General features: G+C 71.6%; 12 protein-coding genes and 1 pseudogene. 4 read left to right on the top strand and 9 right to left on the bottom strand.

Annotation, left to right across the window (positions count from 1 at the left end; translation table 11 throughout):
* Positions 1 to 3: 3 nt before the first annotated feature.
* Together FNH04_RS21930 and manD are read right to left on the bottom strand one after the other, a co-directional pair.
* Positions 4 to 1,416: a mannitol dehydrogenase family protein gene (locus FNH04_RS21930; protein ID WP_322723498.1), complete on the bottom strand. Its 1,413-nt coding sequence runs from the start codon at positions 1,414 to 1,416 to the stop codon at positions 4 to 6.
* On the bottom strand, positions 1,413 to 2,621 hold the full coding sequence (gene manD, locus FNH04_RS21925) for a D-mannonate dehydratase ManD (RefSeq protein ID WP_152786815.1): 1,209 nt from the start codon (positions 2,619 to 2,621) through the stop codon (positions 1,413 to 1,415). Before manD ends, FNH04_RS21930 begins: the two co-directional genes overlap by 4 nt.
* A gap of 159 nt (positions 2,622 to 2,780) precedes the next feature.
* Here manD and FNH04_RS21920 point away from each other — a divergent pair, with 159 nt between their 5' ends.
* Positions 2,781 to 3,494 (top strand): GntR family transcriptional regulator, encoded by a 714-nt coding sequence (locus FNH04_RS21920; protein ID WP_152786813.1) that lies wholly within the window; start codon positions 2,781 to 2,783, stop codon positions 3,492 to 3,494.
* Positions 3,495 to 3,521: 27 nt separating this feature from the next.
* Here FNH04_RS21920 and FNH04_RS21915 read toward each other — a convergent pair whose 3' ends face one another.
* From FNH04_RS21915 to FNH04_RS21900, 4 genes are read right to left on the bottom strand one after another with little or no spacing between them, the layout of a single operon-like run.
* Positions 3,522 to 4,532, bottom strand: coding sequence for a Gfo/Idh/MocA family protein (locus FNH04_RS21915; RefSeq protein ID WP_152786811.1), 1,011 nt, complete (start codon positions 4,530 to 4,532; stop codon positions 3,522 to 3,524).
* Positions 4,529 to 5,533 carry a Gfo/Idh/MocA family protein gene (locus tag FNH04_RS21910; RefSeq protein WP_152786809.1) on the bottom strand — a complete coding sequence of 335 codons (1,005 nt, stop codon included), beginning with the start codon at positions 5,531 to 5,533 and terminating at the stop codon, positions 4,529 to 4,531. Before FNH04_RS21910 ends, FNH04_RS21915 begins: the two co-directional genes overlap by 4 nt.
* A 33-nt stretch (positions 5,534 to 5,566) precedes the next feature.
* Positions 5,567 to 6,328 carry an SDR family oxidoreductase gene (locus FNH04_RS21905; protein WP_152786807.1) on the bottom strand — a complete coding sequence of 254 codons (762 nt, stop codon included), beginning with the start codon at positions 6,326 to 6,328 and terminating at the stop codon, positions 5,567 to 5,569.
* 15 nt (positions 6,329 to 6,343) lie between these two features.
* Complete coding sequence (locus FNH04_RS21900) at positions 6,344 to 7,522, bottom strand: phytanoyl-CoA dioxygenase family protein (protein ID WP_152786805.1); 1,179 nt, start codon at positions 7,520 to 7,522, stop codon at positions 6,344 to 6,346.
* 358 nt (positions 7,523 to 7,880) lie between these two features.
* Here FNH04_RS21900 and FNH04_RS21895 point away from each other — a divergent pair, with 358 nt between their 5' ends.
* Positions 7,881 to 11,255, top strand: coding sequence for a pyruvate carboxylase (locus tag FNH04_RS21895; RefSeq protein ID WP_194236765.1), 3,375 nt, complete (start codon positions 7,881 to 7,883; stop codon positions 11,253 to 11,255).
* A 56-nt stretch (positions 11,256 to 11,311) separates the two neighbouring features.
* On the opposite strand, the gene fusA is transcribed toward FNH04_RS21895, so the two are convergent.
* Together fusA and FNH04_RS21885 are read right to left on the bottom strand one after the other, a co-directional pair.
* The gene (gene fusA, locus FNH04_RS21890; protein WP_322723497.1) at positions 11,312 to 13,399 is read right to left on the bottom strand and encodes an elongation factor G; all 2,088 of its coding nucleotides are present in this window, start codon (positions 13,397 to 13,399) and stop codon (positions 11,312 to 11,314) included.
* A 406-nt stretch (positions 13,400 to 13,805) separates the two neighbouring features.
* On the bottom strand, positions 13,806 to 15,293 hold the full coding sequence (locus tag FNH04_RS21885) for an alginate lyase family protein (protein ID WP_228031553.1): 1,488 nt from the start codon (positions 15,291 to 15,293) through the stop codon (positions 13,806 to 13,808).
* 124 nt (positions 15,294 to 15,417) lie between these two features.
* Between FNH04_RS21885 and FNH04_RS21880 the strand changes: the two are divergent.
* Positions 15,418 to 15,555: pseudogene (locus FNH04_RS21880) on the top strand (dihydrofolate reductase family protein); the annotation flags it as partial.
* Positions 15,556 to 15,639: 84 nt separating this feature from the next.
* Here the strand turns inward: FNH04_RS21880 and FNH04_RS21875 are convergent.
* Positions 15,640 to 16,287 (bottom strand): class I SAM-dependent methyltransferase, encoded by a 648-nt coding sequence (locus tag FNH04_RS21875; RefSeq protein WP_152786801.1) that lies wholly within the window; start codon positions 16,285 to 16,287, stop codon positions 15,640 to 15,642.
* A gap of 167 nt (positions 16,288 to 16,454) precedes the next feature.
* Between FNH04_RS21875 and FNH04_RS21870 the strand changes: the two genes are divergently transcribed.
* Positions 16,455 to 17,904 (top strand): purine-cytosine permease family protein (locus FNH04_RS21870; protein ID WP_152786799.1); only part of this gene is annotated, 1,450 nt, incomplete at its 3' end.

The raw sequence follows: 17,904 nt of genomic DNA, 5'->3' as shown, positions 1-17,904 counted from the left end.
GGGTCAGATGTCGACGCGACCCGCGCGCAGGGCGGGGAGGTGCCGGGCGACGGCGGAGGCGAGAGCGGAGTCGTCCGCCAGGTCGGCCGCCCCGACGGTGGTCAGGAGGGCGCGGACGACGTCCGCCGGAGCCGCGCCGGTACGCCAGCACGCGGCGAGCGCGTCCCGCGCGGGATCGGTGATGCCGTGCTCCTGGGCGTGCCGAGTGGTGTACGCCCAGCCCGCGAGCGCGAGTTCGAGCAGCGGGGTGGCCGCGCCGCGCTCGCGCAGTGACCGCAGGGCCGGCAGCCAGCGCTCGGTGATCTTCAGTGACCCGTCCGAGGCGATCTGGCGGAACAGGTGGCGCATGGCCGGGTTGCGGAAGCGGGTGATCAGGTCGTCGGCGTACCGACCCGGATCCGGACCGCCCCCGGGCAGGGTGGGGGCGACCTCGGCGCACAGGGCCCTCACGAGCCGTTCGCCCCAGCCGGCGGCCATGGCGTCGGCGATGGCGGTGTGGCCGGCGGCGATCCCGAGGCAGGCCAGCGCCGAGTGCGATCCGTTGAGCAGACGCAGCTTGGTGAGCTGATAGGGCGCGACATCGGGGACGAGGACGGCGCCGTCCAGCTCCCAGGGCGGGCGCGGGGCGGCGAAGCGGTCCTCCAGAACCCAACTCCGGTACGGCTCGCCGCTCACGGCCAGCGCGTCGTGGACGCCGAGCGCGGTGGACGTCGTCGAGAGGTCGGCGGCCGTGGTGGCGGGGACGATCCGGTCCACCACCGTGGAGGGGAAGGCCACGCGCTCGGCCATCCGGTCCAGGATCCGCTCCCGGTCCGGCCAGGCGGACGCGCGGACGACGTCACGAACCACCCGCTCCAGTACGGCGCCGTTGTCCGCCATGTTGTCGCAGGAGACGACGCTGACCGGGGCCGCACCGGAGCGCATCCGGTCCGCGAGCCCGGCGGCCAGGCGTCCGATCACCGTGCTGGCGGGAACCGCCGTGTCCGGGCCGCCGGTCCGGGACGACCGGTGGTAGCCCTTCTCCGTGACGGTGAGCGTCACCACCGTCGTCCCGGGATCGGTGAGCAGGGCGTCGACCGCCTCGGTGTCCCGTTCCAGGGCGTAGGCGCCGGTGAGCGCTCCGACGACGCGGGGGAGACCTCCCTCGGGATGACGTTCGGTCACCGAGTACAGGCAGTCCTGCGCGCGCAGGGCGTCGACGGTCGCCGCCGACCGGGGCGCGACGGCGGCGATGCCCCAGGGCTCACCGGACCGTGCGGCGGCGGTCTCGGTGTAGACGGCCTGGTGGGCCCGGTGGAAGGCGCCGATGCCGAAGTGGACGACCCGGGTGCTCAGTTCGGCGGGCCGGACCTGGGGCCGTGACTCGGCCGCGAGCCCCGGCAGCGCGTTCAGGTTCAGCGGGACCACGGCGCTCACCAGTCGTGCACCGAGCCGTCGAGGCGGCGCGCGACCGGCAGATAGCGCCGCTGGTACGGGAAGCGCTCGGCCGCCTTCTCGTCGTACTCCACCCCCAGGCCGGGCTCGTCGGACGGGTACAGCATCCCGTCGGCGAAGGTGACCCCGGTGCGGAACACCTCGGCGGCCTCGTCCGGGTGGCCCATGTGCTCCTGGATGCCGAAGTTCGGCACGGTGATGTCGAGGTGCACGGCGGCGGCCATGCTGACCGGGGACAGGTCGGTGGCGCCGTGGGAGCCCGTGCGGATCTGGTAGAGCGCGGCGAGGTCGAAGATCCGCCGCAGGTGGGTGATACCGCCGGCGTGGACCACGGTGGTGCGCACGTAGTCGATGAGCTGCTCGGTGATCAGGTGCTGGACGTCCCAGATGGAGGTGAGCACCTCGCCCACGGCGATCGGCGTGGTGGTGTGCTGCCGTATGAGCCGGAAGGCCTCTTGGTTCTCGGCCGGGGTCGGGTCCTCCATCCAGAACAGTCGGCAGCCCTCGACGCTCCTGCCGAAGCGGGCCGCCTCGATCGGGGTCAGCCGGTGGTGCACGTCGTGCAGGAGGTGGAAGCCGAACCCGAAGCGCTCCCGTACGGCTTCCAGGTACGTCGGCGCGAAGCCGAGGTAGGCCTCGGTGTCCCACGGCTGCTCGTCGGGCAGGTCCGTCGCCGCCGGCTCGTACAGCTTGCCCTTGCGTACGCCGTAGGTGCCGCCGACGCCGGGCACCGCCGCCTGGGCCCGCACCGCCCTGTAGCCCAGCTCCAGATGGCGCTCCACGTCGTCGAGCAGGGACGGGACGTCGGTGCCGCTGGCGTGCGAGTAGACCAGTGCGCCGTCCCGGGACCGCCCGCCGAGGAGCTGGTAGACGGGCAGTCCCGCGGTCTTGCCCTTGATGTCCCACAGGGCGGTGTCGACGGCCGCGATCGCCGTCATGGTGACCGGCCCGCGCCGCCAGTAGGCACCCCGGTACAGGTACTGCCAGATGTCCTCGATCCGGGCCGGGTCCCTGCCGGTCAGGAGCGGTACGACGTGGTCGCGGAGGTAGGCCGCGACCGCGAGTTCGCGGCCGTTGAGCGTGGCGTCGCCGAGACCGGTCACGCCGTCCGTGGTGGTGATCCGCAGCGTGACGAACGTGCGCCCGGGGGAGGCGACGAAGACCTCGGCGCGTTCGATCCTGCTCATGGGGTGCCTCTCCTCACGACGCGCGGGCTTGTCGGTCAGTACTTGTATACAAGCACCTGTCGCGCAGCCCGGGCAATGCCCCGGGTGTGACCTTCTCGTGCGAGCGGTGCCTGGCGGCGGCGCCCCGGACCGGCGTGATCTCGGCGATACGATGGACCTATGGCCCAACCGAAGCGGCAGCGGACCAGTCGGCGTGAGATCTATATGACGTTGCGTCAGATGGTTCTGCGGCTCGAACTCCCCCCGGGAGCCGCGCTGTCGGAGAACGAACTCGCGGCGTCGCTGGGCGTCAGCCGTACGCCCGTGCGGGAGGCCCTGATCCTGCTGGCCCAGGAGGGCCTGGTGCAGGTCTTCCCGCAGATCGGTTCGTTCGTCTCCCGGGTGGACCCGGCCCAGGTGGCGGACGCGCAGTTCCTGCGGGAGGCCGTGGAGCTGGCCGCGTTGGAGGACCTGCCCCCGGAACTGGACCCCGCCGTCCTGAAGGAGCTGCGCGACAACCTGGAGCGGCAGCAGCGGGAGGACCTCGGGCTGGAGGAGTTCTTCGAGCTGGACGAGGCGTTCCACCAGGGCCTGATGCGGTTGAGCGGGCATGCGAACGCCTGGACGACGGTCGCCGCCGCCAAGGGGCACCTGGACCGTGCCCGCCGCCTGGGCCTCTACGAGAACGCCTCACCCGCCGTGTTCGCGGACCAGCACCGGGAGATCTTCGACGCGGTGGTGGCCGGGGACGTGACGCCGGCCCGCAGGGCGATGCGTGCGCACCTGCGGGCCGTCTTCAGCGACATCGAGCGCATCCGGGCCCGTTCGCCCGAACTGTTCGCCACCGACCCCTCGGCGGTGCCGGTACGGCGCAATGTCGTGGTGTGGGAGTGACGGGGAGTGATGAGGTGACAGCGCCCGTTACCGGGTGACTGTGCGTGGCCGGACCGGGAACCCGGCCGCCCGGTAGCAGTCGTCGATGAGGCGCATGGTGGTCAGCGCGTCCGCCGAGTCCAGGGGGAGCGGCGTGCCCTGGCGCAGGCGGGCCGCGAAGGCGTCGAGCTGGTAGGTGTACGAGGAGCGCCGGCCGAGTTCCTCGATGCGCTCCCCGGCATCCGTACGGACCACGACCCGGTCGTCCAGGTGGGGCAGGACGAAGTTCGTGGCGACGGCCTCGCCCCGGGTGCCCGTGATCCGGTAGCTGAACTCCCACTCGTCGCACGCCATGTTGCAGCTCGCCTCGCCGGTCACACCGTTCGGGAACTCCAGCTCGGCGTCCAGCCACTGGTCGACCCCGGGCGCGCCCGGCCGCTCACCACCGTGTGCCTCGACCAGCCGGGGTTCGCCGCCCGCCCACGGAGCGAGCACGCGCTGGGCGTGGAGGCTGTAGCAGCCGAGGTCCATCAGGGCGCCGCCCGCGAGCGGGAACGACCAGCGGGGATCGCTGTCCGCGGGGGCGGGCATGCTCATCACGGTCCGCACGGACCGGAGTTCGCCCAGCTCGCCGCTGCCCAGCAGCTCGTGCAGCCGCTGGGTGACCGGATGGAAGAGGTAGTGGAAGCCCTCCATGAAGACGGTGCCCGCCTTGGCGACGGCCTCGTGGATCTCGGCGGCCTCCTCCGCGTTGCTCGCCGAGGGTTTCTCCGTCAGCACGTGTTTGCCGGCGGCGAGGGCGGCCAGGTTCCACGGCCCGTGCAGTCCGTTGGCCAGCGGGTTGTAGACGACCTCGACCTCGGGGTCCGCGACGAGGTCGGCGTACGAGCCGACGACCCGCTCGACGCCGTGCGCGGCGGCGAACGTCTCGGCCCGGGCGCGGTCACGGGCGGCCACCGCGACAAGACGGTGCCCGCCCGCACGGGCCGGGCCGACGATCGCGAGCTCGGCGATACGGGCCGCGCCCAGGACGCCGATCCGCAGGGGCTCGCCCGTCATCCCGTGCGCACCTCTTCCAGCCGCACGGGCCGGTGCTCGTGCAGCGACAGCGTGCACGCCTCGGCGATCCAGCTCGCCTCGATCGCGTCCGCCACGGTGCACGGGGAGGTGCGGGTACCTGCCACGACCTCGGTGAAGGCGGTGAGTTCGGCCCGGTAGGCGTCGGCGAAGCGGTCCATGAAGAAGTCGTGCGGGGTGCCCGAGGGGAAGGTGACGCCGGGCTCGACCGAGCGCAGCGGCAGCCGGTCCTCCAGGCCCACGGCGATGCTGTCCTTCATGCCGTGCAGCTCCAGGCGGACGTCGTAACCGCGGGCGTTGTGCCGGGAGTTGGAGATCACGGCGATGGCGCCGTCGTCGAGGGTGAGCAGCGCGGAGGCGGTGTCGACGTCACCCGCCTCACGGATGTAGTCGGCGCCCCGGTTGCCTCCCGTGGCGTACACCTCGACCACCTCGCGGCCGGTCACCCAGCGCACGATGTCGAAGTCGTGCACGCTGCAGTCGCGGAAGATGCCACCGGACACGGCCACGTACGCGGCCGGGGGAGGGGCGGGGTCCAGGGTGGTGGACCGTACGGTGTGCAGCGCGCCGAGTTCGCCGCTCACCACGGCCTGGCGGGCGGCGACACAGCCCGCGTCGAAGCGCCGGTTGTAGCCGATGTGCACCTCGACGCCGCTGCCCTCGACCGCCCGCAGCACCTCCAGACTCTCCTCGACGCCCTTGGCCACGGGCTTCTCGCAGAAGACGGGCACACCCGCCTTGACGGCGGCGAGGATCAGCTCGGGGTGCGCGTCGGTCGCGGCGGCGATCACGACGCCGTCGACTCCGGCGGCGAACACGGCCTCGGGGGAGTCCACCGCGATCGCTCCGAACCGTTCCGCGGCGGCGGAGGCCGCCGTGCTCACCGGGTCGGTGACCACGAGGGAGTCCACCGCGTCGAGACCGGCCAGGGTCGCCGCGTGGAACGCGCCGATCCGGCCCAGTCCCAGGATGCCTATACGCATGGAAGATCTTGCTCCTTCAGCCTGACGGACGGCTCAGTCGAGTCCGCCGATGACGATCTGGTCCCAGTCGATCACGGATCCGGTGACCACCCCGCTGCGGTCGGACAGCAGGAAGACTACGAAGTCGGCGATCTCGTCGACCTGACCGAGCTTGCCCATGGGCTGCGACCGGGCGGCCTTCTCCCGCCAGTCGTCGCCCGCGTCGTGGAACTCGCGCTGTACGGCGTCCTCGCCCTCGGTGTCCGTCCAGCCGATGTTCAGGCCGTTGACACGGATACGGTCCCAGCGGTGCGCGTGGGCCGCGTTGCGGGTCAGCCCGGCGAGACCGGCCTTGGCCGCGACGTACGGCGCGAGGAAGGACTGTCCGCCGTGCGCGGAGGTCGTGATGATGTTGACGATCGTCCCGGGGGCCCGGCGGTCCAGAAGGTGCTGAACGGCCGCCTGCATGGCGAAGAACGGCGCCCGCAGATTGATCGCGACATGCGCGTCGAACAGCTCCGGTGTGGTGTCCAGGAGCGAGCCACGCGATGTCAGGCCGGCCGCGTTGACCAGGCAGTCGACACGCCCGTGCGCGGCCACGGCCCGCGCGACGCTGTCGCGTGCCTGCGTGGCGTCCGCGAGATCCGCGCGGACGAAGTGGGCGCCCGTGTCCGCGGCGAGCTTCTCGCCGGTCCCGGCCCGTCGTCCGGTGAAGACGACGGTCGCGCCCTCGCGTACGGCCGCCCGCACGATGCCGGCGCCGACGCCCTGGCTGCCGCCGTTGACGAGGACGACCTTGTTCTCCAGCAGCCCCATGAGCACGGTCCCCTTTCAGCTCTCGCGGCGCTTGGCGCCGGCCCGGAGTTCGTCGCGCAGCCGCTCCGGGGTCCACTCCTCGGCCACGGCCTGCCAGAGGGTGTCCGCCTGTGAGGGCGGGGCGAGCCCGTCGACCGGTGGGTCCAGGTCCAGGTTGGTGGGGAAGGGGTAGCCCTCGGCCGTGGCGGCGACCACGCGGCGCAGCCAGTCCTCGGCGGCACCCTCGCCCCTGCGCCGCAGCAGCACCGGGAACACGGCGTTCGCCATGGCCTCGCGGTTCACCGTCTCCATGGCCCGGCCGAACGCGGAGGACACCTGGAGCAGATTGGCCATACGCCTGATGTCCACCGAGCGGTTGTGCCCGGCCGCGTGGAACAGCGCGGGGTTGAAGAACACCGCGTCGCCCTTCTCCAGGGGCAGCTGGACGTGATGCGCGTCGAAGTACGCGATGAACTCCGGGAGCCGCCAGGCGAGATAGCCCGGCTCGTACTTCTGCGAGTGCGGCAGGAACAGTGTCGGCCCCGACTCCACCGGCATGTCGCAGTGCGCCACCGCGCCCTGGAGGGTCAGCACGGGGGAGAGACGGTGCACGTGGGCCGGGTAGGCGGCGGCGCGCTCCTGGCCCAGGAAGCCCAGGTGGTAGTCCCGGTGCGCGCTCTGCGCCGTACCGCCCGGATTGACCACGTTGACCTGCGAGGTCACCTGGTAGGCGGGGCCCAGCCAGGCCTCGGAGACCAGCGCCAGCATGTCGTTGCCGTAGTAGTCGGCGAACACCTCCGGGGCGCGTACGGCCATCTTGTCCAGGGCGCTCCACACCCGGTCGTTGGCCCCGGGCTTCGCGAAGTGGTCCCCGCGGGCCGTGCCCGCCGCCCGCTCGTCCTCGATCAGCGCGGTGAAGGCCTCGGACGCCCGGTCCACGACCGCCGGGTCCGTGTAGGCCCGCTTGAGGACCACGACTCCGGGCCCGTCGAGCAGGGCCCGCACCAGCTCGCCCTGCACGGTCCGGCGTCCCTCGAGGGTGCCCGGGAGATCACGGAGCCGGTCGCTGTCGTACACGAGGACGTTCCGCTCGACCCGGTCGGCCGAGGGGTACTCCCCGGGATCGGTGCTCTGCCCGACGAGCGAGCGGAACGCGTCGAGATCGCACCGGTCCTCGCTCAGCCATATCCGTGATCCCGAGTCGGTGAGGGACATCCGGGTCCTTTCGCCGTGCCTGCGCCCCTGCCAGTCTGGGGAACCCAGGGACCTCAGGCAATCCTCACCGACCCATCAAAAACCCATCATTCGCGAGAGGAGCGGTGCTGGAGGCGCGCCAGGCGCTCAGTGACCCGGCCCTGCGGCGGACGACGAAGACCCGGCCCGACGTGACGTGATCAACGACCCTCAGCCCTTCAGAAAGGCACCCGTCGGCCCCTAATGTTGCGGCCGGACGAGAGGCCGGACGACAGGCCGGGCGTCTCACCCACGGGTGCGACGCCGGGTTCCGCGTGGCGCGGCAGGGGGCGTCGCCGACACCATGGTGTTCGTCACCGGCAGGCTGAAGGGATCGGACATGTTCCGCAAGGTGCTGGTCGCCAACCGTGGAGAGATCGCGATTCGCGCTTTCCGCGCCGCCTACGAACAGGGCGCGAGGACGGTCGCGGTCTTCCCCCACGAGGACCGCAACTCACTGCACCGGATGAAGGCCGACGAGGCGTACGAGATCGGCGAGCCGGGGCACCCGGTGCGGGCGTACCTCTCCGTGGAGGAGATCGTCCGAGCGGCCCGTCTGGCCGGCGCCGACGCCGTCTATCCGGGGTACGGGTTCCTCTCCGAGAACCCCGAGCTGGCCCGCGCGTGCGAGGAGGCGGGCATCGCGTTCGTCGGCCCGAGCGCGCAGACCCTGGAGCTGACCGGCAACAAGGCGCGCGCGGTGGCCGCGGCCCGTGAGGCCGGGGTGCCGGTACTGGGCTCCTCCGCGCCCTCCACCGACGTGGACGAACTGGTCCGCGCCGCCGAGGACGTCGGCTTCCCGGTGTTCGTCAAGGCGGTCGCCGGCGGCGGCGGGCGCGGTATGCGGCGCGTCGAGCAGCCCGCACTGCTGCGCGAGTCCATCGAGGCGGCGTCCCGTGAAGCCGCGTCCGCGTTCGGCGACCCCACCGTCTTCCTGGAGAAGGCCGTCGTCGAGCCCCGGCACATCGAGGTGCAGATCCTCGCCGACGGGCACGGCAACGTCATCCACCTCTTCGAGCGCGACTGCTCGGTGCAGCGCCGCCACCAGAAGGTGATCGAGCTCGCCCCCGCCCCGAACCTCGACCCGGAGCTGCGCGACCGGATCTGCGCCGACGCCGTGCGGTTCGCCCGGCAGATCGGCTACCGCAACGCGGGCACCGTGGAGTTCCTGCTCGACCGCGACGGCAACCACGTCTTCATCGAGATGAACCCGCGCATCCAGGTCGAGCACACGGTGACCGAGGAGGTCACCGATGTCGACCTCGTGCAGTCGCAGCTGAGGATCGCCGCCGGGGAGTCGCTGGCCGACCTCGGGCTCTCCCAGGACACGGTCTATCTGCACGGCGCCGCGCTCCAGTGCCGTATCACCACCGAGGACCCCGCCAACGGCTTCCGCCCCGACACCGGCAGGATCAGCGCCTACCGCTCACCCGGCGGCTCGGGCATCCGCCTCGACGGCGGCACCACCCACGCCGGTACGGAGATCAGCGCCCACTTCGACTCCATGCTGGTCAAACTGACCTGCCGGGGCCGGAACTTCACCACCGCCGTCAACCGGGCGCGGCGCGCCGTGGCCGAGTTCCGCATCCGCGGCGTGGCCACCAACATCCCCTTCCTCCAGGCCGTGCTGGACGACCCGGACTTCCAGACCGGGCGGGTCACCACGTCCTTCATCGAGCAGCGCCCGCACCTGCTCACCGCCCGCCACTCCGCCGACCGCGGCACCAAGCTGCTCACCTACCTCGCCGACGTCACGGTGAACAAGCCGCACGGCGAGCGCCCCGACCTGATCGAGCCCGGCACCAAACTGCCGAGGCCCACCGACGCCGAGCCGCCCGCCGGATCCAAGCAGCAGCTCACCCACCTCGGCCCCGAGGGCTTCGCCCGCTGGCTGCGCGCGTCACCGACCATCGGCGTCACCGACACCACGTTCCGCGACGCCCACCAGTCACTGCTCGCCACCCGCGTCCGTACCAAGGACATGCTCGCCGTCGCCCCGGTGGTGGCCCGGACCCTGCCGCAACTGCTCTCCCTGGAGTGCTGGGGCGGCGCCACGTACGACGTCGCCCTGCGCTTCCTCGCCGAGGACCCCTGGGAGCGGCTGGCCGCCCTCCGCGAGGCCGTACCGAACATCTGCCTCCAGATGCTGCTGCGCGGACGCAACACCGTGGGCTACACGCCGTACCCCACCGAGGTGACCGACGCGTTCGTGCAGGAGGCCGCGGCCACCGGCATCGACGTCTTCCGTATCTTCGACGCGCTCAACGACGTGGGCCAGATGCGGCCCGCCATCGACGCCGTACGCGAGACCGGGACCGCCGTCGCCGAGGTCGCCCTCTGCTACACCTCCGACCTGTCCGACCCGTCGGAGCGCCTGTACACGCTGGACTACTACCTCCGGCTGGCCGAGCAGATCGTCGAAGCGGGCGCTCACGTCCTGGCCGTCAAGGACATGGCGGGCCTGCTGCGCGCCCCCGCCGCCGCGAAGCTCGTCTCCGCGCTGCGCCGCGAGTTCGACCTCCCCGTCCACATCCACACGCACGACACCGCGGGCGGCCAGCTCGCCACCTACCTGGCGGCGATCCAGGCCGGAGCGGACGCAGTGGACGGCGCCGTGGCGTCCATGGCGGGCACCACCTCGCAGCCGTCGCTGTCGGCGATCGTCGCCGCGACCGACCACTCCGAGCGGCCCACCGGCCTCGACCTCCAGGCCGTCGGCGACCTGGAGCCGTACTGGGAGAGCGTCCGCAAGATCTACGCCCCCTTCGAGGCGGGCCTCGCCTCCCCGACCGGACGCGTCTACCACCACGAGATCCCCGGCGGACAGCTCTCCAACCTGCGCACCCAGGCCATCGCGCTCGGCCTCGGTGACCGCTTCGAGGACATCGAGGCCATGTACGCGGCCGCCGACCGGATGCTCGGCCGCCTCGTCAAGGTCACCCCGTCGTCCAAGGTGGTCGGCGACCTCGCCCTGCACCTGGTCGGCGCGGGCGTGAAGCCGGAGGACTTCGAGGCGGCACCGAACTCGTACGACATCCCGGACTCCGTCATCGGCTTCCTGCGCGGCGAGCTGGGCAGCCCGCCCGGCGGCTGGCCGGAGCCCTTCCGCAGCAAGGCACTCGAGGGCCGCGCCGAGCCCAAGCCCACGCAGGAGCTGACCACGGAGGACCGTGACGGGCTGGAGAAGGACCGGCGCGCCACACTCAACCGGCTGCTGTTCCCCGGGCCGACGCGCGAGTACGAGGCACACCGCCAGTCGTACGGCGACACCAGCGTGCTGGACAGCAAGGACTTCTTCTACGGTCTGCGCCCCGGGAAGGAGTACGCCGTCGACCTGGAGCCCGGTGTCCGGCTCCTCATCGAGCTGGAGGCCATCGGCGAGGCCGACGAACGCGGTATGCGCACCGTGATGTCCACCCTGAACGGCCAGCTGCGGCCGATCCAGGTACGTGACACCGCGGCGGCCGCCGACGTCCCGGTCACCGAGAAGGCCGACCGGGCCAACCCCGGCCATGTCGCCGCCCCGTTCGCCGGAGTGGTGACGCTCGCCGTCGCCGAGGGCGACGAGGTCGCGGCCGGTGCGACCGTGGCCACCATCGAGGCGATGAAGATGGAGGCCACGATCACCGCGCCGAAGGCCGGGAAGGTGTCCCGCCTCGCCATCAACCAGATCCAGCAGGTGGAGGGCGGCGACCTGCTGGTCGAGATCGCCTGAGCCGTCGCTCGCGTGAGGTGGCCCCGCCCCGTCGAGGGACGGGGCCACCGTCGCGTCTACCGCGTCAGCAGCGTCCGGGACACCGCCGCCGGTACGACGGCGTAACCCGCGGGGCGCGTCGTGAACGTGCCCCTGCCCCGGGTACGGCCGCGCAGCCGGGACGCGTAGCCGAACAGCTCGGCCAGCGGCACGGTCGCCGTGACCACCGTGGTGCCGCCCCGCGCCACCGAGCCCGAGACACGGCCGCGCCGGGCCGCGAGGTCACCGAGCACCGTGCCCACGGCGTCGTCGGGCACCGTGACCGTGACCTCGGCCACCGGTTCCAGCAGCGCCATCGCGCAGGCGCGCAGCGCTTCCCGGAGGCCGAGCCGGCCCGCCGTACGGAAGGCCATCTCCGAGGAGTCCCTGGAGTGGGTCGCGCCGTCGGACAGCGTGACCCGCAGCCCGGTCACCGGATGACCGCCGAGGGGACCCCCGGCCAGCGCGTCCCGGCAGCCGGCCTCCACCGCGCGGACGTACTCCTGCGGCACCCGGCCCCCGACGACCTCGGACCGGAACGCGAAGTCGCCCGGCGCCCCCGCGGGAATCTCCAGCGGCTCCACGTCCAGGACCACATGCGCGAACTGGCCCGCACCCCCGTCCTGTTTGACATGCCGGTACACCAGCCCGGACACCCCGCGGGCCACCGTCTCGCGGTAGGAGACCCGCGGACGGCCCACGGCGACCTCCAGCCCCCGGTCGCGGCGGATCTTCTCCACCGCAACCTCCAGGTGCAGTTCGCCCAGCCCGGACAGCACCGTCTGACCGGTCTCGGGGTCGGTCCGCACCACCAGTGACGGGTCCTCCTCGACCAGCCGCGCCAGCGCGCCGGCCAGCCGGTCGGTGTCCGGGCTCCTGCGGGCCTCGACCGCCACGGAGACGACCGGTTCGGCCGCGGTGGGCGGTTCGAGGAGCAGGGGAGCCGAAGGGGCACACAGGGTCGTCCCGGCACGGGCCGACTTCAGCCCCACCACGGCGACGATGTCCCCGGCCACCGCCAGGTCCGTCTCCGCGTGCCGGTCCGCCTGCACCCGCAGGATCCGGCCGACCCGCTCGGCGCGCCGTACGCCCGTGTCCAGCACCGTGTCCCCCTTCCTCAGCGTTCCCGAATACACCCGCAGACAGGTCAGCCGGCCCGTCGCGGTCGACGTCACCTTGAAGACCAGCGCGGCGAACGGCGCCTCCGGATCGGCGGCCCGCTCCTCGACCTCGTCGCCCGACGTACCGCGCACCGGCGGAACGTCCAGCGGTGACGGCAGATACGCCACGACGGCCTCCAGCAGCGGCTCGATCCCCCGGTTGCGGTAGGCCGAGCCGCACAGCACGACCACGCCCTCGCCACTGAGCGTCAGCTCGCGCAGCGCCGCGGCCAGGGTGGTGTCGGAGACCGACGACCGGTCGCAGAACTCCTCCAGCGCGGCCGGATGGAGCTCCGCCACCGTCTCCTCCAGGATCCTGCGGCGCCGCGACGCCTCGTCCGACAGAGCCTCGGGTACGGGACCCTCGGTGCGGGAGTCGATCTCGGCGCCCCAGACCAGCGCGCGCATGCGTACCAGGTCCACGACACCGGTGAAGTCCGCCTCGCGCCCGATCGGCAGCTGTGTCACCAGCGGAACCGTGCCGAGCCGCTCCCTGATCGACGCGACGGCCGAGTCGAGGTCGGCGCCCGCGCGGTCCAGCTTGTTGACGAAGGCGATCCGCGGTACGCCGTGCCGGTCCGCCTGCCGCCACACGGTCTCGCTCTGCGGCTCGACGCCCGCGACGGCGTCGAACACCGCCACCGCGCCGTCCAGCACGCGCAGCGAACGCGTCACCTCGTCGGAGAAGTCCACGTGGCCCGGCGTGTCGATCAGGTTGATCCGGTGACCGTCCCAGACACAGCTCACCGCCGCGGCGAAGATGGTGATGCCGCGATCGCGCTCCTGGGAGTCGAAGTCCGTGACGGTCGTGCCGTCGTGGACCTCGCCCCGCTTGTGGGTCGCGCCGGTGAGGTACAGGATCCGCTCGGTCACGGTGGTCTTGCCCGCGTCCACATGGGCGAGGATGCCGAGGTTCCGGACGGCGGTCAGCGGATCGAGGGAACGGCGGTGAAGGTTGGTGCGCACGGCCCGAGGCCTTTCTGCGTGAGTGAGAAAAGGGCAGCGCGATGCGGCGGGCGACAACAGGTGGGCGCGGGGCATGTTCAACTGCCCGCGCTGCTGGAGGAATTGCTCGTGACCGCCGATCGGTGACGGCCGCGCAGCCGGCACCGGGTCTACGAAGACACGAGGATCACGTCGTACCGAGACCGGGAAACGACGACGGAGGAAACGACGACGGAGGGAACGACGACGGAGGGAAGGCCGCCAGTGGGAAGGCCGCCAGTGGGAACGGCGACAGCGATGCCGTACAGCACAGTCGGGCCCCCTCACTCGTCATGCCTCGAAGCGTGCCGCGATCTCGCGGCAGCGCACGGCGAGTGTAGGGAGCCCGACTGCGGTCGGTCACCGGATTTTCCGCGTTACGCGGGTGTCACTCCGCGTCGCGGCGCGCCTGGCCGCGGCGGCGGAGCAGCAGGAGGCCGCCGGCGACGGCGGTGACGCCGGTCGCGGCCGTCCACAGGGGGAGGTCCGAGGCGCCCGTGGAGGCCAGGTCCTCGTCGCTCCTCCCGCCCTGGGCACTGGCGCCCCCGGAGGAGGCCTCGGCCGAGGACTTGGAGGAACCGGATGAACCAGATGATCCGGATGTACCGGACTTGGGGGCCGCCGCCTTGGACGGGGACGCCGCCACCTCGGCCGCGGTGGCCTTGTCGCGGCTGAACGCCAGGGTGCCGAAGCCGAGTTGGTCGAACCCTCCGCTGTTCGGGCCGTAGTCGCCGCCACCGCCCTCGGGCGCCGCCTTGGCCGCGATCCGGGTGAGGTACGTCGCGGACAGGCCCCGGCGCTTGGTGTAGTGGTTGGCGATCATGGCCCAGACCGGGCGCATCATGTTCGGGTCCACACCGGCGGCCTGGGTCACGGTCTCCGAGCCCGACCAGCCGTTGATCGCGCCCTTCCCGCGGGTGTTCGGCTTGAACGGCACCCTCTCGCCCAGGTTCCACTTGGCGACGTACTGGGCGCCCTTGAGGAAGCGGCTGTCGTCGTAGCCGTACAGGTCGATGCCCTGGTTCCAGGCCATCTCGCAGAACGTGCCCATCAGGCCGACGCCCAGCAGGGCGTGGCCCTGGTCGCGGCCCGCTTCCAGCCACTCGGCGAGACCGTCGTCGTGCACGACGGGGATGGCGTTCTTGACGGAGCCCAGGCCCGCGCCGTGCTTGAAGTACTCGACCGCGGTGTCGACCTTCTTCTGGTCGTCGCAGAGGATGCCGACGGCGAGGACGCAGGCCATGGCCGTCAGGTCCCAGTTGGTCCAGTAGTTGGTGATGACGGCGCCGTTGTGGTTCTTGAGGAAGTCCTCGCTGAGCGGGGCGAAGACGTCGAGCATCATCTTCTGGAAGCGGCCCAGGTCGAAGTCGTCGTGGTCGCGGACGAGTTCCGCGGCGTTGGCGAACTGGTAGCCGTAGATGCCGGCCGCGAGGAAACGGTCGGCCGAGCCGTGCAGCGCGGTCAGCTTGCCCGACCAGGCGTTGAGGATGGCGACGGCGGTGTCGGCGTGCGCGCTCTCGCCGGTGATGTGCCAGCGCAGCGCGTTCTGGTAGGCCGCGTGGATGTCGTGGTAGAGGATCGCGTAGTTCTGCGGCCCGCCTGCTCCACGGGAGATGATCTCCTGCGGGTTGGGCCTCCAGCCGCTCTGCGCGTGGCGGTTGGCGGTGAGCTTGGCGAAGCCCGCCGTGTACGGAGCGGCGCCCGCCTTCACCTTGGCGGCCATGCGCTTGAGGTCGGCCGTGGTGTGGAGCATCCCGGGGTGCGCGAAGGCGGTGCCCGCCGCCGAGGCGGGGGCGGCGGTCAGGCCCGTGCCGATTCCGATACCGACCGCGCCGGTCGCCGCTCCCGCGGCCTTGAGCATGCTTCGTCGGCTCATCCGATGTGTCACTGCGTCGTTCCTCGGCTCTCGTGGGGACGGTGCCTACGTACGGGAGACGGGACACGGTGTGGGCGATAACAAAAAGTGCTCGGTGGCCTCTGAGGAGCCGGGGCACCGTACGTTGGTCGCCCGGCTCAAGGAGGAGCCCGAGGTGCCGTTGCGCTCGCACGGCAGCCTGTCGATGAACCGGGCGCTGATGGCCGCCGCTCTGGTCGACCGCGTCCAGGTGACGCTCTTCCCTGTGATCACCGGTCAGACGGTCGCGACGCTCAGAGGACGGTTTGTGGGGTTTTGGTAGGTCGTCGCCGCTCGATCACACGAGACGCAAGCGCGGGCGCGGTGCCTAGACTTTGCGGGCGAGCAGGTGAATCTCCTGGAACTGCCGTCGGTCGGTGGGCTGGGGCTCGCGAATCATCCGGGCCACCTCGGCCAACCCGGACGTGCGCAGCATCGCGGCGAGATGATCCGGTGACCACCGATAGGCCAGGGTGACCGCGTGGTCGAAACTCTGTGTCGGGTGAGACGGGCCGTCGCTGGCCGAAAAGCCCACCAGAAGGTGGCCGCCGGGTGCCAGCACGCGGTGGAACTCGCCCAGGATCGCAGGGAGTTCCTGCGGCGGAGTATGGATGATGGACCAACGTGAGAGTACGCCGCCCAGCACACCGTCAGCGATGTTCACCGCGGCCATCGAGCTCACGTCGAACCGCAGGCCGGGATAGGCCTCTCGAGCCAGCTCGATCATCGTGGGAGAGGCGTCAACGCCAAACGCCGCCAGCCCCAACTCGTCCAGATGGGCGGTGACATGACCAGGTCCACACCCCAGATCCGCCACCTGACCGTTGCCACACTCACTTACGACCTCGGCGAAGGCGTTCAAGATCGCGCGCTCAAAGGGCCTGTCACGCAGGTCGTCGCGGAACAGCTGTGCATACGTGGAGGCAGCAGCATCGTAGGCCTCGCGGGTGGCCCTGAGGGCATCGTGTTCGACCATGGCCCCGACGGTAGCTCCTGGCGGCTGAGGCGAACCGAGAGAAGCGCGATCTTGACTACGGGGGACATCCCGGACTCTTCCACGGGCTGCGAGCCGAAGGCGTTCTTGACGGTCCTCCGTCATGGGACTTAGCGTCACTCGGACGCATCTGGACAGGTAGGTCGATGATGGCGGACTTTCCCGAGAACAGCCCCGCGGGCCGGCAGCTCCAGGTGGAGACCCACGGCCTCGACGTCATCCGCGACGCGGAGCGCAAGGGCACGCCCCGCACCCTCTTCTGGCCCTGGTTCGGGGCGAACGTGTCCATCCTCGGCCTGAGTTACGGTTCCTTCGCCCTAGGCTTCGGCATCTCGTTCTGGCAGGCCCTGGTCGCCGGGGTGATCGGCATCGTCTTCTCGTTCCTGCTGTGCGGCTGCGTCGCCGTGTCGGGCAAGCGCGGTTCGGCGCCCACGATGGTGCTCAGCCGCGCCGCGTACGGGGTGCGTGGCACCCGGCTGCCGGCGGTCGTCTCGTGGATCCTCACCGTCGGCTGGGAGACGGTGCTCTGCGCGCTGGCCACGATGGCCACCGCCACCGTCTTCGGGCGCATCGGAGTCGGCGGCGGCACCGAGACCAAGGCGGTCGCCCTGGTGCTGGTCGGCGCGCTCGTCGTGGTCGTCGGCGTGATGGGCTTCGATCCGATCATGCGCCTGCAGACCGTGATCACCGTGGTCACGGGCGTCCTCACGGTGGTCTACATCGCGCTGGTCGCCGACCACATCCACTGGGCCGCCGTGAGCGCCGTACCGTCCGGCTCGGTCCAGGAGTTCATCGGCACCCTCGTCTTCATGATGACCGGCTTCGGCCTGGGCTGGGTCAACGCGGCCGCGGACTACTCCCGTTATCTGCCGCGCGCCTCCTCCGGCCGGCAGGTCATCGGCTGGACCGCGTTCGGCGCCTCGGCCGCCCCGCTGCTCCTGCTGGTGTTCGGCCTGCTGCTGGCGGGCTCCTCCAGCGAGCTCAGCGCGGCGATCGCCGCCGACCCGATCGGGGCGCTGACCACGATCCTGCCGACCTGGTTCCTCGTGCCGTTCGCGGCGGTCGCCGTGCTCGGCCTGGTCGGCGGCGCCGTCCTCGACATCTACTCCTCCGGCCTCGCCCTCCTCGCGGCGGGCCTGCGGGTGCCGCGCCATCTGGCCGCGCTCGCCGACGGCGTCCTGATGATCGCGGGCTCGATCTACATCGTGTTCGTCGCCGACGACTTCCTCGGCCAGTTCATGGGGTTCCTGACCACGCTGGGCGTACCCATCGCCGCATGGTGCGGCGTCATGCTCGCCGACCTCGTGCTGCGGCGCCGCGACTACGACGAGGCCGACCTGTTCCGTACCGACGGACGCTACGGGGACGTCCCCGCGCAGCCGCTCCTCCTCACCCTCGCCGCGACCGCGCTCGGCTGGGGACTGGTCACCAACTCGGCCGCGAACTGGCTGGACTGGCAGGGCTATCTGCTCGGCCCGCTCGGCCTCGGCGGTACGTCCGGCGCCTGGGCGTACGCCAACCTCGGCGTCCTCGCCGCGCTGGCGGCCGGCTTCCTCGGGACGCTGCTGCTCGGGCGGGGGCGGGTGCGCACTCAGGAGG

The organism is Streptomyces phyllanthi (assembly GCF_009377205.1).
In the GTDB taxonomy this organism is placed as follows: Bacteria; Actinomycetota; Actinomycetes; order Streptomycetales; family Streptomycetaceae; genus Streptomyces; species Streptomyces phyllanthi.
Note: the sequence above shows the minus strand (reverse complement) of the source record. Positions and strands in the feature narration are given on the sequence as shown.

Excerpts from the sequence above, each read along its gene's own strand:
- FNH04_RS21875 (WP_152786801.1), bottom strand. The coding sequence starts at position 16,287 with ATGGTCGAACACGATGCCCTCAGGGCCACCCGCGAGGCCTACGATGCT.
- manD (WP_152786815.1), bottom strand. The coding sequence starts at position 2,621 with ATGAGCAGGATCGAACGCGCCGAGGTCTTCGTCGCCTCCCCCGGGCGC.
- FNH04_RS21900 (WP_152786805.1), bottom strand. The coding sequence starts at position 7,522 with ATGTCCCTCACCGACTCGGGATCACGGATATGGCTGAGCGAGGACCGG.
- FNH04_RS21920 (WP_152786813.1), top strand. The coding sequence starts at position 2,781 with ATGGCCCAACCGAAGCGGCAGCGGACCAGTCGGCGTGAGATCTATATG.
- FNH04_RS21905 (WP_152786807.1), bottom strand. The coding sequence starts at position 6,328 with ATGGGGCTGCTGGAGAACAAGGTCGTCCTCGTCAACGGCGGCAGCCAG.
- FNH04_RS21910 (WP_152786809.1), bottom strand. The coding sequence starts at position 5,533 with ATGCGTATAGGCATCCTGGGACTGGGCCGGATCGGCGCGTTCCACGCG.
- FNH04_RS21915 (WP_152786811.1), bottom strand. The coding sequence starts at position 4,532 with ATGACGGGCGAGCCCCTGCGGATCGGCGTCCTGGGCGCGGCCCGTATC.
- FNH04_RS21895 (WP_194236765.1), top strand. The coding sequence starts at position 7,881 with ATGTTCCGCAAGGTGCTGGTCGCCAACCGTGGAGAGATCGCGATTCGC.
- FNH04_RS21885 (WP_228031553.1), bottom strand. The coding sequence starts at position 15,293 with ATGAGCCGACGAAGCATGCTCAAGGCCGCGGGAGCGGCGACCGGCGCG.